Origin of the sequence: Streptomyces djakartensis, from assembly GCF_014651075.1 — a bacterium.
Taxonomy (GTDB): domain Bacteria; phylum Actinomycetota; class Actinomycetes; order Streptomycetales; family Streptomycetaceae; genus Streptomyces; species Streptomyces djakartensis.
In genome coordinates, this window is sequence record NZ_BMWE01000004.1 from 1 (window position 1) to 13737 (window position 13737).

General features: G+C 71.6%; 10 protein-coding genes. All 10 read left to right on the forward strand.

Annotation, left to right across the window (positions count from 1 at the left end):
- On the forward strand, positions 1-3480 hold a 3480-nt coding region (locus tag IE212_RS07915; protein ID WP_190197010.1), incomplete at its 5' end, for an Rne/Rng family ribonuclease.
- Between the two features lie 187 nt (positions 3481-3667).
- The gene (locus IE212_RS07920; protein ID WP_190197011.1) at positions 3668-4735 is read left to right on the forward strand and encodes a glucose-1-phosphate thymidylyltransferase; all 1068 of its coding nucleotides are present in this window, start codon (positions 3668-3670) and stop codon (positions 4733-4735) included.
- Entirely contained in the window at positions 4732-5748 is a 1017-nt protein-coding gene (gene rfbB, locus IE212_RS07925) for a dTDP-glucose 4,6-dehydratase (RefSeq protein ID WP_190197012.1), read from the forward strand. The genes IE212_RS07920 and rfbB overlap by 4 nt, the downstream gene beginning before the upstream one ends.
- Positions 5749-6014: 266 nt before the next feature.
- Entirely contained in the window at positions 6015-6608 is a 594-nt protein-coding gene (rfbC, locus tag IE212_RS07930) for a dTDP-4-dehydrorhamnose 3,5-epimerase (RefSeq protein WP_190197013.1), read from the forward strand.
- A 195-nt stretch (positions 6609-6803) separates the two neighbouring features.
- Positions 6804-7124, forward strand: coding sequence for a 50S ribosomal protein L21 (gene rplU / locus IE212_RS07935; protein WP_003990208.1), 321 nt, complete (start codon positions 6804-6806; stop codon positions 7122-7124).
- A gap of 14 nt (positions 7125-7138) precedes the next feature.
- On the forward strand, positions 7139-7393 hold the full coding sequence (rpmA, locus tag IE212_RS07940) for a 50S ribosomal protein L27 (RefSeq protein WP_003990207.1): 255 nt from the start codon (positions 7139-7141) through the stop codon (positions 7391-7393).
- Positions 7394-7509: 116 nt separating this feature from the next.
- Entirely contained in the window at positions 7510-8946 is a 1437-nt protein-coding gene (gene obgE, locus IE212_RS07945) for a GTPase ObgE (RefSeq protein WP_190197014.1), read from the forward strand.
- Between the two features lie 153 nt (positions 8947-9099).
- Positions 9100-10551, forward strand: coding sequence for an FG-GAP repeat domain-containing protein (locus IE212_RS07950; RefSeq protein WP_190197015.1), 1452 nt, complete (start codon positions 9100-9102; stop codon positions 10549-10551).
- Positions 10552-10634: 83 nt separating this feature from the next.
- Entirely contained in the window at positions 10635-12155 is a 1521-nt protein-coding gene (locus IE212_RS07955; protein ID WP_190197016.1) for an FG-GAP-like repeat-containing protein, read from the forward strand.
- A gap of 56 nt (positions 12156-12211) precedes the next feature.
- Complete coding sequence (locus tag IE212_RS07960) at positions 12212-13696, forward strand: FG-GAP-like repeat-containing protein (RefSeq protein WP_190197017.1); 1485 nt, start codon at positions 12212-12214, stop codon at positions 13694-13696.
- Positions 13697-13737 lie beyond the last annotated feature (41 nt).

Sequence of the window (13737 nt, forward strand, 5' to 3'; positions counted from 1 at the left end):
CGCCGTGCCACCCGCCGGGTGACCGCGCCCACCGGGGCGCCCGCGGCTGCCGACGCGGAGGAGGCCACTGCCTCCGGCGCGGCCGCCGCCGCGCCCGACGTGCCCGCCGAGGAGACGAAGACCCCCGAGACCGGGACCCCGGCCGCCGAGCCTGCTGGGGCGTCCGAGGCCGCTGCCGCCGAGGCGCCCGCCGAAGCCGCCCCGTCCGCTGAGGCCGGTGAGCCTGCCGAGGAGGCCGCTCCGCGGCGCCGCCGCCGCGTCGTCCGCCGGGCCGCCGGTGGTTTCGCCGAGCCCGCCCGGACCTCGAAGGCCTCGCGGGGCACCGCCGGTGAGGCCGCCGGTGAGGACGAGTCGCCGGCCCGTCCGGCGCGGCCCGCCGTCGCCCTGTTCCAGGCGCCCGTCTTCACCGAGCCCCAGTTCCAGACACCGGAGCGGGCCGCTGCCGCGGCCGCCGCCGAGGCGGTCGGGGCCGAGGAGCCCGAGGAGTCCGAGGAGGCGGAGCGGTCCGCCTCGGCCGAGGGCCCGCGCGAGGAGCAGTCCGGCGCGTCGCGTCGCCGGCGCCGCCGCCGGGGCTCCGCCGACGAGTCCGAGACCCGGACCGCCGAACCCGCCGCCGCGGACGGCACCGCCGACGAGGCGGACGAGCCCGAGGAGTCCGCCGAGGGCGACGAGCAGGACGACTCCGACGGGCCCGGCTCGCGCCGCCGCCGTCGCCGGGGCGGCCGTCGCCGCCGGCGTGGTGAGTCCGCCGAGACCGACACCGACGACGAGGGCACCGAAGCGGAGACCGACCGGGCCACCGCCGCGCGGGGCGCCGAGGACACCGCAGAGCAGTCCGAGGAGGACCAGGACTCCGAGGACGCCGACCGGGACGACGAGTCGGCCGGCGGCGGTTCCAGCAGCAGCAGTCGCCGTCGCCGTCGCCGCCGTCGCCGTGCCGGTGACACCGCGGGCGACTCCGAGCCCACCGACGACGATCCCGAGCGCACGGTCGTCAAGGTCCGCGAGCCCCGGCCCCAGCGGGAGAAGGGCGCGGAACCGTCCGACGAGGTGCAGTCCATCAAGGGCTCGACCCGTCTGGAGGCCAAGAAGCAGCGCCGCCGGGAAGGCCGTGAGCAGGGCCGCCGGCGCGTCCCGATCATCACCGAGGCCGAGTTCCTCGCCCGGCGCGAGGCCGTCGAGCGCGTGATGGTCGTCCGCCAGAACGGCGACCGCACGCAGATCGGCGTCCTCGAGGACAACGTGCTCGTCGAGCACTACGTCAACAAGGAGCAGTCGACCTCCTACGTCGGCAACGTCTACCTCGGCAAGGTGCAGAACGTGCTGCCGTCGATGGAGGCCGCCTTCATCGACATCGGCAAGGGCCGCAACGCCGTCCTCTACGCCGGTGAGGTCAACTTCGAGGCGCTCGGCATGGCGGGCGGGCCGCGGCGCATCGAGTCCGCCCTGAAGTCCGGGCAGTCCGTGCTCGTCCAGGTGACGAAGGACCCCATCGGGCACAAGGGCGCCCGCCTGACCAGCCAGGTCTCCCTGCCGGGCCGCTACCTCGTGTACGTGCCCGAGGGCTCGATGACCGGCATCAGCCGCAAACTGCCGGACACCGAGCGGTCGCGGCTGAAGACGATCCTCAAGAAGATCGTCCCCGAGGACGCGGGCGTCATCGTGCGCACCGCCGCCGAGGGCGCGAGCGAGGACGAGCTGCGCCGGGACGTCGAGCGGCTGCAGCAGCAGTGGGAGGACATCCAGAAGAAGGCCAAGAGCGGCAACGCGCCGACTCTGCTGTACGGCGAGCCGGACATGACCGTCCGGGTCGTGCGCGACATCTTCAACGAGGACTTCTCCAAGGTCGTCGTCAGCGGCGACGAAGCGTGGTCGACCATCCACGGGTACGTCTCGCACGTCGCGCCCGACCTCGCCGAGCGGCTGCAGAAGTGGACCTCCGAGGTCGACGTCTTCGCCACGTACCGCATCGACGAGCAGCTCGCCAAGGCCCTGGACCGCAAGGTGTGGCTGCCCAGCGGTGGGTCGCTGGTGATCGACCGGACCGAGGCGATGGTCGTCGTCGACGTCAACACCGGCAAGTTCACCGGTCAGGGCGGCAACCTCGAGGAGACCGTCACCAGGAACAACCTGGAGGCGGCCGAGGAGATCGTGCGCCAGCTGCGGCTGCGCGACCTCGGCGGCATCATCGTGATCGACTTCATCGACATGGTGCTGGAGTCCAACCGGGACCTGGTGCTGCGGCGCCTGCTGGAGTGCCTGGGCCGGGACCGTACCAAGCACCAGGTCGCCGAGGTGACCTCGCTGGGGCTCGTGCAGATGACCCGCAAGCGGGTCGGACAGGGGCTGCTGGAGTCCTTCTCCGAGACCTGTGTCCACTGCAACGGGCGCGGTGTCATCGTGCACATGGAGCAGCCGACCTCGGCCGGAGGCGGCGGCAAGCGCAAGAAGCGCGCCCGTGCCGGTGCCGCCGAGCAGCCGCACGTGCACGAGGCCGCCGTCGACACCGCCGAGACCGCCGAGCAGGAGGCGGAGACCGAGGCGGAGGTCGTCGCCGAGGTCGCCGAGCCGGTCGCGCTGCCCGCGCCTGCCTTCGAGCCCGACGAGGAGCTGTACAGCAGCGCCGCCGAGGCGGAGGCCGCGGCCACCCGCGGTCGGTCCCGGCGCCGGGCGAGCCGGCGGGCGTCGGCTCCGGCGGGCGCTCCGCGTGGCGGCGACACCGGCGGTACGGCCGAGCCGGCCAAGGCCGGCCTGGCCGAGGCGGAGGTGCCGACGGCTCAGGGCGTGACCGCCGAGCAGGAGGCCGCCCGGCCGGTGCGGCCCGAGCCGGCCGCCGAGGCGCAGGCCGAGCCGGCCGCCGTCGAGGACCCGGTGGTCGAGGCTTCGGCCCCGGCCGCCGAGGACGCCGCGCCGAAGGGCCGCACCCGGCGGCGGGCCACCCGCAAGGTGTCCGCTCCGGCCGGTTCGCCGGCGGGAGCCGAGGCGGCCGTGGTGACGGTCCCGGAGACGGCGTCCGAGCCCAAGGAGTCCAAGGCCGAGGAGCCGAAGGCCGAGGAGCCGAAGTCGGAGGAGCCGAAGTCCGAGGGGACGGAGTCCGGGGCGCCGGCCGAGAGCGCCGCCCCGGCGCGACCGCGGCGTCGTGCGGTGCGCAGGACCGCCGCACCCACGGCCTCCGAGGACGCGGCCGTGGTCGTCGTCGCGGCGACCGCCGCGGACGAGGCCCTGGCCGTCGAGGCGAGTGAGGCTGCCGAGGAGCCGGCCGCGGCCAAGAAGACCGCCCGCAAGACGGCCAAGAAGGCCACGGCGAAGAAGGCCGCCACCAAGAAGACGGCGGCCAAGAAGACGACGACGGCCAAGAAGACGGCTGCGAAGAAGACCACCGCGAAGAAGGCGACCACCAAGAAGGCGGCCGCCAAGAAGACCGCGGCGGCCGAGCAGCAGCCGGTCCCGTCCGTCTCGAGCCCGGCGGACGAGGGCTGACCCCCTCACACCGACGGAGAGAAGTGATCCGCCCCCGGTCCGACGACCGGGGGCGGATCACTTTTGGCCGGCCTTTTCCGGTCCCCGGGTATGAACAACCGGTGAATTGATGTCTGCTGATGCGATGATGATGCGAGCCGAGATCGGCCAGAATTCTAAACAAATCAAGGCAAAACGGGATTTAAGTGTGAAGGCTCTAGTGCTCTCCGGGGGAGCGGGCACCCGCCTCCGTCCGATCACCCACACGTCCGCCAAACAACTGGTACCCGTCGCCAACAAGCCCGTCCTCTTCTACGGTCTCGAGGCGATCGCCGAAGCCGGTATCAGCGAGGTCGGAATCATCGTCGGCGACACCGCGGACGAGATCCGCGAGGCGGTGGGCGACGGCTCCCGGTTCGGGATCGACGTCACCTACATCCCGCAGGAAGCACCGCTGGGCCTCGCCCACGCCGTGCTCGTCGCCCAGGAATTCCTCGGCGACGACGACTTCGTCATGTACCTCGGCGACAATTTCATCGTCGGTGGCATCACCGGCCTGGTGGAGGAGTTCCGCGCCGAACGGCCCGACGCGCAGATCCTGCTCACCAAGGTCCCCGACCCCACCGCGTTCGGCGTCGCCGAGCTCGACGGCGACGGCCGGGTGGTCGGGCTGGAGGAGAAGCCGAAGCAGCCCAAGAGCGATCTCGCCCTCGTCGGCGTCTACCTGTTCACCGCGGCCATCCACGAGGGTGTCCGCTCCGTCGAACCCTCGTGGCGCGGCGAGCTGGAGATCACCCACGCCATCCAGTGGCTGATCGACCACGAGCGTGACGTCCGCTCCACCGTCATCTCCGGCTACTGGAAGGACACCGGCAACGTCACCGACATGCTGGAGGTCAACCGGTCCGTCCTGGAGACCGTGCAGCCGCTGAACGCGGGCACGGTGGACGAGGACAGCGAGATCATCGGCAGGGTGCGCATCGAGGAGGGCGCCCGCGTCAGCGGCAGCCGGATCGTCGGGCCCGCGATCGTCGGAGCCGGTTCGGTGGTCGACAACGCGTACATCGGACCCTTCACATCCGTCTCCGAGGACTGCCGGATCGAGGACAGCGAGATCGAGTACTCCATCGTGCTGCGCGGCTCGTCCGTCACCGGTGTGCGCCGGGTGGAGGCCTCGCTCATCGGGCGCGACGTCGAAGTCACCCCCGCCCCCCGTAACCCCAAGGCCCACCGGCTCGTGCTCGGTGATCACAGCAAGGTGCAGATCTCCTCATGACGGCCCCCTCCTCTCCCGCCGCCCGCCCCACCCGGATCCTGGTCACCGGCGGCGCCGGCTTCATCGGCTCCCACTACGTCCGTACCCTGCTCGGCCCCCAGGGGCCAGGTGACGTCACCGTCACCGTCCTGGACAAGCTGACCTACGCGGGCAACCCGGCCAACCTCGACGAGGTGCGCGCCCATCCCGCTTTCGCCTTCGTGCAGGGCGACATCTGCGACCCCGGACTGGTCGCCAAGCTGATGGCCGAGCACGACCAGGTGGTGCACTTCGCCGCCGAGTCGCACGTCGACCGGTCCATCGAAGGCGGCGCGGAGTTCGTCCGCACCAACGTGGTCGGCACCCACACACTCGTCGACGCGGCCCACCGGTCGGGCATCAAGACCTTCGTGCACATCTCCACCGACGAGGTCTACGGCTCCATCGACGAGGGCTCCTGGCCCGAGACCCACCCGCTTCAGCCCAACTCGCCGTACTCCTCGGCGAAGGCCTCCAGCGACCTGATCGCGCTGTCCTACCACCGCACCCACGGCCTGGACGTCCGTGTCACCCGCTGCTCCAACAACTACGGGCACCACCACTTCCCCGAGAAGGTCATCCCGCTGTTCGTGACCAACCTCCTCGACGGCAAGAAGGTCCCGCTGTACGGCGACGGCGGCAACGTCCGCGACTGGCTGCACATCGACGACCACGTCCAGGGCGTCGAACTGGTCCGCACCAAGGGCCGCCCCGGGGAGATCTACAACATCGGCGGCGGCACCGAGCTGTCCAACAAGGAGCTCACCGAGCTGCTCCTCGAGGCGTGCGGCGCCGACTGGGAGACCAGCGTCGAGTACGTCCAGGACCGCAAGGGCCACGACCGCCGCTACTCGGTCGACTGCACCAAGATCCGCCGGGAACTCGGCTACGAACCGCGCAAGGACTTCCGCGAGGGCCTCGCGGAAACCGTGCAGTGGTACCGGGACAACCGCGCCTGGTGGGAGCCGCTGAAGGAGCGCGCGGCGCTGGACTGACCCGCCCCGCCGACGCCGTTGCCGATGGCCGTACCGTGACGGCTACGCTGCCGCTGGACGCGGCTCCCGGTCGAGGTGGTGGTGGACGCCCCCGGCTCCGCCCGGGTGGTCGACCGGCACATCCCTTCGGCGGCGAGGGAGCCGGTCCCGAAGCCGCCCGCGCCGCCGCGTCTCCTGTGCCGCCGCGCGGCCGGTCGTCTCGAGCGCGCCGTGGCGGGCGAGAAGCAGAGCTGAAGAAGAGCCGAAGAAGAACTGAGGACACTGTGATGCGGCCCCTTTCCATCTCCGGCGCCTGGGTGCACGAGCCGAAGATTTTCCCCGACAGCCGGGGCAGCTTCCACGAGTGGTTCAAGGCGTCGCTCTTCACCGAGACGGTCGGCCACCCGCTGAAGCTGGCCCAGGCCAACATGTCCGTCTCCAGCCTGGGCGCCCTGCGCGGCATCCACTTCGCGGACGTGCCGCCCAGCCAGGCCAAGTACATCAAGTGCGTGCGCGGAGCGGTGCTCGACGTGGTCGTGGACATCCGGACCGGCTCGCCCACCTTCGGGCAGTGGGAGGCCGTCCGCCTGGACGACCTCGACCACCACGCGGTCTACCTCTCCGAGGGGCTCGGCCACGCCTTCATGGCACTGACCGAGGACGCCATCGTGGTCTACCTCTGCTCCGAGGGCTACGCCCCCGAGCGGGAGCACGGCATCCAGCCGCTCGACCCGGCCCTCGGCATCGACTGGCCCGCGGACATCACCCCGCTGCTCTCCGCCAAGGACGAGCAGGCGCCGACCCTGGCCGAGGCCCGGGAGCAGGGGCTGCTGCCCTCGTACGAGGCCTGCCTGGCGTACCGGGAGAGCCTCGGTTCCTGACCTCCGAGGGGCCCGGTTTGACCCCCTCGGCCACGGCCCCGTAACCTTGACCGTCGGCGTGTCGTCAGACGTGCCACATCCCCGTAAACCTCATCCTCCCGGACACGGGCTGTGACCGGGAGAGGTCGCCCGCGTGCTGTCGCGGGTGGCTGGCCTGCGGGGGTGCCGTTTCCCGAGCGAGAGAGTGAGTTCCGCGTGTACGCCATCGTGCGCAGCGGTGGCCGCCAGCACAAGGTTGCTGTCGGCGACATCGTTGAGGTTGACAAGATTTCCACTGCCAAGGTTGGCGACACGGTCGAGCTCTCGACCCTGCTCGTTGTCGACGGCGACGCCGTGACCAGCGACCCGTGGGTGCTGGCCGGCATCAAGGTCCAGGCCGAGGTCGTGGACCACCACAAGGGGCAGAAGATCGACATTCTGCGCTACAAGAACAAGACCGGTTACCGCCGTCGCCAGGGCCACCGCCAGCAGTACACGGCGATCAAGGTCACCGAGATCCCCACGGCTGCGAAGTAAGGGACTGAGGAGAAATGGCACACAAGAAGGGCGCATCGTCCACCCGGAACGGTCGCGACTCCAATGCCCAGCGGCTCGGCGTGAAGCGCTTCGGCGGTCAGGTCGTGAACGCTGGTGAGATCCTGGTCCGTCAGCGCGGCACCCACTTCCACCCGGGCGCGGGCGTCGGCCGTGGCGGCGACGACACGCTGTTCGCGCTGGAGGCCGGTTCGGTGCAGTTCGGCACCCACCGTGGCCGCAAGGTCGTGAACATCGTTCCGGTCGCCTGATCGGACACTTTCGCGAGGCGGACCTCACTTCCCGGGCGGGAAGGCGGGTCCGCCTTTCGCTTGTTGAGCAAGTGCTGAACAAATAAATCTCGTACGTACTTCTGGAGGCACCCACCATGACCACCTTCGTGGACCGCGTCGAGCTGCATGTCGCCGCGGGTAACGGAGGACACGGCTGTGCCTCCGTCCACCGTGAGAAGTTCAAGCCGCTGGGCGGGCCCGACGGCGGCAACGGCGGTCGCGGCGGGGACGTGATCCTCACCGTCGACCAGTCGGTCACCACGCTCCTCGACTACCACCACTCCCCGCACCGCAAGGCCACGGGCGGCAAGCCCGGCGAGGGCGGCAACCGCTCCGGCAAGGACGGCCAGGACCTGATCCTGCCGGTGCCGGACGGCACGGTGGTGCTCGACAAGGCGGGCAACGTCCTCGCCGACCTGGTCGGGCACGGCACGTCCTTCGTCGCGGCGCAGGGCGGCCGGGGCGGGCTCGGCAACGCGGCCCTGGCCTCCGCGCGGCGCAAGGCGCCCGGGTTCGCGCTGCTCGGCGAGCCGGGAGACCTGCGGGACATCGTCCTGGAGCTGAAGACGGTCGCCGACGTGGCGCTCGTCGGGTACCCGAGCGCCGGCAAGTCGTCGCTGATCTCCGTGCTGAGCGCCGCGAAGCCGAAGATCGCCGACTACCCCTTCACCACCCTCGTGCCCAACCTCGGCGTCGTCACGGCCGGTTCGACGGTGTACACGATCGCCGACGTGCCCGGGCTGATCCCGGGGGCCAGCCAGGGCAAGGGCCTGGGGCTGGAGTTCCTGCGGCACGTGGAACGGTGCAGCGTGCTCGTGCACGTCCTGGACACCGCCACCCTGGAGTTCGACCGTGACCCGGTCTCCGACCTCGACATCATCGAGGAGGAGCTGCGCCAGTACGGCGGCCTCGACAACCGTCCGCGCGTCGTCGTCCTGAACAAGATCGACGTACCGGACGGCAAGGACCTGGCCGAGATGGTGCGACCCGACCTGGAGAAGCGCGGCTATCGCGTGTTCGAGGTGTCGGCCGTGGCGCACATGGGGCTCAGGGAGCTGTCGTTCGCGCTCGGTGAGCTCGTCGCGAAGGCGCGGGCGGCCAAGCCGAAGGAAGAGGCCACGCGGATCGTGATCCGGCCCAAGGCCGTGGACGACACGGGCTTCACCGTGACGCGCGAGGCCGACGGCCTGTTCCGGGTGCGTGGCGAGAAGCCCGAGCGCTGGGTGCGGCAGACCGACTTCAACAACGACGAGGCGGTCGGCTACCTGGCGGACCGGCTCAACCGGCTCGGTGTCGAGGAGGAGCTGGTCAAGGCCGGCGCCCGGGGCGGTGACGGCGTCGCCATCGGCCCCGAGGAGAACGCGGTCGTCTTCGACTGGGAGCCGTCCCTGACGGCCGGGGCCGAGATGCTCGGCCGGCGTGGCGAGGACCACCGGTTCGAGGGCACGCGGCCGGCCGCGCAGCGCCGCCGGGACCGGCAGGCCGAGCGCGACGAGGCGGAGCGCGAGTACGACGACTTCGAGCCGTTCTGACCGGCGCCGGATCCCCGGGCCGGTTAACGGTCGGTGAAGTCGTGGGGTAAGTGAGGGCAACCAACCGGTTGCCCCGGGAGTCGTACTGGGCAACGCGGATGAGGATCTTGTTCCTCTGCGCGGTCAACTGCCTCTCGGATTCCCGGAGTCGACGTGACCCTGTTCCTCCAGCCCGCCAAGCCCGTTCCGCCCGGAACACGGCGTGCCCTGGTCGTCGCCACGGCGCTTCTCGCCGCGATCGGTGGTGCGCTGCCCGCCGCCCATGCGGAGCCGTCCGCTCCTTCGGGGCTGCGGCAGGACTTCAACGGGGACGGGTACCAGGACCTGGCCGTCGCCGCGCCCGACGGAGCCGTGAACGGCGTGCACCAGGCCGGGTATGTCGCCGTGCTGTACGGGGGCGCGAACGGGCTGAACGCCGGTTCCAGGAAGGTGTACACCCAGGCCTCCACCGGCGTTCCCGGGGCTCCTGAGGCGTACGACCACTTCGGGTCCCGGCTCACCGTGGCCGATCTGGACGGGGACGGGTTCACCGATCTGGTCGTCGAGGCCTCCGGCGAGTCGTGGGTGCAGGGCGGCAACGCGCGCAACGGCAACCACACCGTGCTGTGGGGCGGGCCCGGCGGTTTCACCTCCGGCAAGGTGCTGCCCGCCGTCGGCAGCGGTTCGTGGCAGGCCGGTAAGTTCGCCGCCGGTGACTTCAACGGCGACGGGCACCAGGACCTCGCGGGATTCGGGCCCGTGCGGTTCGGGCCTTTCGGGCGTGACGGCGTGCCCGCCTCCACCCAGAGCGGTGCGCCGCTCATCGACGGCGACATGTACGAGCTCGCCACGGTGGCCGGGGACACGGACGGCGACGGCATCACCGACCTCGTCACCATGTCCCGCGCGTACGACTGGGACGACGATCACGAGTACGGCTACTACCTCAACTACGTGCGCGGCAGCCGCGACGGCCTGCGGCCGCCCGTCATCCTCAAGGACGGGCAGGGCGAACACCTCGACCCGCAGAACGCCACCCTGGCCCTCGGCGACCTCGACGGCGATCGCCGGGCCGACCTCGTCATGGGCGGCCAGGCCCTGCGGATCGTCTACGGCACCCAGAACGGCCCGGCCGCCGCGACGCCCCAGGTGATCACCCAGGACACCCCAGGCGTGCCGGGTGAGCAGGAGAGCACCGACGACTTCGGCGCCGCGCTCTCGGTCGGGGACGTCGACGGCGACGGGTACGGGGACGTGCTCGCCGGCATCCCCCACGAGGACTTCGGCGGGCTGCAGGACGCCGGCACCTTCGCCGTCGTACCGGGCGGGGCGAACGGGCCGACCGGCGCAGGCACCAAGGTGCTGAGCCAGAACAGCGCCGATGTGCCCGGCACCGCCGAGAGCGGGGACCTCTTCGGGGGCAATGTCCACCTCGTCGACGGCAACGGCGACGGCCGGGTGGAGCCGGTGGTGGCGGCGACCGAGGAGGACGCGGTCGCCGGTGCCGTATGGGTGTTCCGGTCCGGTTCCGACGGCGTCACGGCCAAGGGCTCGTTCTCGTTCGGCCCCCGTGCCCTCGGCATGGCCATGCCCGATGGAGCCCACCTCGGCACCTTCCCGCGCTGACCCCCGACTGCGACGACCGGCCCCACAGGCACCCTCGGTACGGGCTGCACACGCTGAACACCTCTTTCCACGACAGGAATCACATGACCTCGCGTTCCCACCGGCGTTCCCCGCGCAGACGCCTCGTCGTCGCCACCGGCGTCGCCCTCGTCGCCGGCGCCCTGACGATACCCGGCGCCGTCGCCGTGACCTCGGCCACGACCGCCACCACGCCCAGCGCCAAGCGTCTGCACGACGACTTCAACGGCGACGGCTACGCCGACCTGGCGATCGGCGCGCCGGGCACCACGGTGAACGGCCAGCGCTCGGCCGGGGCGGTCAGCGTGCTGTACGGCTCCTCCAGCGGGCTGTCGACTTCCCGCAAGCAGGTGGTGCAGTGGCCGGGCGCTCCGGACGCGGAGTACGGCTCGGGCTCGTACGGCACGAACATCGCGAGCGCGGACCTCGACGGTGACGGCTACGCCGATCTGCTCTCGTCCGTCCACAGGTACATGATGGACGTCGAGGACGGCTACGCGGTCGTCGTCAACTGGGGTGGGCCGGGCGGCCTTTCGTCGTCCGCGCGGACCCTGACCTGGAGCCCGTCCAACGAGTCGCAGGGCCAGTTCGCCGTCGGCGACGTCGACGGCGACAAGCACCCGGACCTGGTGACGTTCGGCGCGGACGCCTGGCTCGACGAGACCCCCGAGACCGACAACGGGGACGGCACGGTGCGGCACGGTCCGTTCACCCGGGAACACCTCGAGGCGAAGAAGACCTACTTCGAGGTGGACCCGCAGCGGGACGGCTACAAGTCCCTCACGGCCGGTGACGTGACCGGCGACGGCATCGCCGACATCGCCGTGCGCGCCGGGAGCTCCGGCACGTCCGACTCGCGTGGGGTCGCCCTGCTCACCGGCGGTGCGAACGGCCTCACCCCCAAGGGCTGGCTCAGGGACGCCCAGGGCCGCAGCGTCGGCGGCGAGGAGGTCGCGATCGGCGACCTGAACAAGGACGGGTACGGCGACATCGTCGTCGGCCGCTCCGACGACCGCTACGACGGCGCCCTCGGCCTGCCCACCAAGGGCGGCGCGCTGGGTGTCGTCTACGGCGGCCCGGGCGGCGTCTCCACCACCCGCAAACCGGTGTGGATCAACCAGGACACCACGAGTGTGCCGGGCACCGGCGAACTCGGCGACGGCATGGGCTCGAGCCTGTCGATCGGCGACACCAACGGCGACGGCTACCTCGACGTGGCGACCGGCCTGCCCGGTGAGGACCTCGACGGCATCACCGACGCGGGCAGTGTCCTCGTCCTGCGCGGCGGCGCGAACGGGCTGACCGGCACCGGCGCCAAGTCCTTCAGCCAGAACACCGGCGGCGTCCCCGGAAGTGCCGAGAAGGGCGACAGGTTCGGCGCGCGGACCGCCCTCGTCGACGCCGACGCGGACAAGAAGGACGGCCTGGTCGTCGGCGACCCGGCCGAGAACGCGGACAACGGCGCAGTCTGGGTCTTCTCCGCGACGTCCACCGGCATCACCGCGACCGGTTCCCTCGCGTTCGGCTCGGCCACGATGGGCCTGCCCGCGACCGGGGCCCGGTTCGGGGCGTCGCTGGCGGACTGACGCCGGCCATGTCCACGTACGACCACGAATATGACCACGACAGGAGAAACCACCGGATGAGCAGGCACCGAGGAACGTGGCGCACCGGGCTCGCCGTCGTCATGGCGGTGACCGGGGGCGTCGTGCTCCCCGCCGCACACGCCGACGCCGACACGCGCCAGGCCACCACCGAACTCCGCGACGACTTCAACGGCGACGGCTACGCCGACCTCGCGGTGGCCGCCCCGGCCGCGACCGTCGGCGGCAAGAAGGGCGCCGGCTACGTCGCCGTGGTCTACGGCTCGCAGAACGGGCTGAACGTGACGACGAGGCAGGTCGTCACCCAGAGCACGGCCGGTGTGCCCGGCAGCCCCGAAGCGGACGACGCGTTCGGCAGCGCGCTCACCACCGCCGACCTCGACCGCGACGGATACGCGGACCTGGTCGTCGGCGTGGGCGGGGAGGACACGGCCGACGGCGGCACCGGGTCCGGGCTGGTCGAGGTCCTGTGGGGCGGTGCGAAGGGCCTGTCCGGCGGCGCCGCCCTGGCCACCGGGAAGGCCTACGACAGGCTCGGCGCCCAGGGACGCCTGACCGTCGGCGACGTGAACGGCGACGGCGCCGAGGACCTGGTGACCGTGGAGAACCAGTTCAATCTGAGGGTGCTGAACGGCCCGTTCTCCCGCGAGGGTGCCCCGGGACACGGCGAGCAGATCGTGCGGGACGAGTTCGACAGCCGCGTCCTCGACCTGGCCACCGGTGACCTCAACGGTGACGGTGTCACCGACGTCGCCGCCACCGAGAACGACGGCGACGAGTACGACGCCCGGCGGGTCGTGTACTGGCTGGGCGGCCGGCAGGGCCTGGCCCCGTACACCACCGTGCAGGACCGCGACGGCTACCGGCTCCAGGGCGGCGAGAACCTCGACATCGGGGACATCGACCAGGACGGCTTCGACGACATCGTGGTCGGCCGGGCCGTCACCGGATACGACAGCGACCTCGACACCCCCGCCGCCAAGGGCGGCCGGGTCACCTGGATACCGGGCGGCGCCGACGGAGCCGACGGCACCAGGGCAACGCACCTCAACCAGGACAGCCCCGGGGTGCCCGGTTCCGCCGAGCGGGGCGACGGCTTCGGAACGGACGTCCAGGTCGGCGACGTCAACGGCGACGGTCACCCGGACGTGGTGACCGGTCTGCCCGGCGAGGACCTGGGCGCGGTGTCCGACGCGGGCGCGGTCGTCGTGCTGCGCGGCACCAAGGCCGGGCTCACCGGCACCGGCGCCCAGGCGGTCACCCAGGACACGCCCAACGTGCCGGGTTCCGCGGAGAAGCTCGACGCGTTCGGCAAGGCCGTCCACCTCGCCGACGCGAACCGGGACGGACTGGCCGACCTGTCCGCGGGCGCGCCGGGTGAGAACGGCGACGCCGGGTCCGTCTGGTACTTCAGGTCCGGCCCGACGACCGTCGTCAGCCCCAACGGCACCACGACCTTCGGCAACACGCTCCTCGGCACGACCGCAACGGGAGCCCGCCTCGGCTCCGGCTACGCTTACTGATCATCTGTCAGACTCGCCCCGGCAAAGGCTTGTTCCAGCGC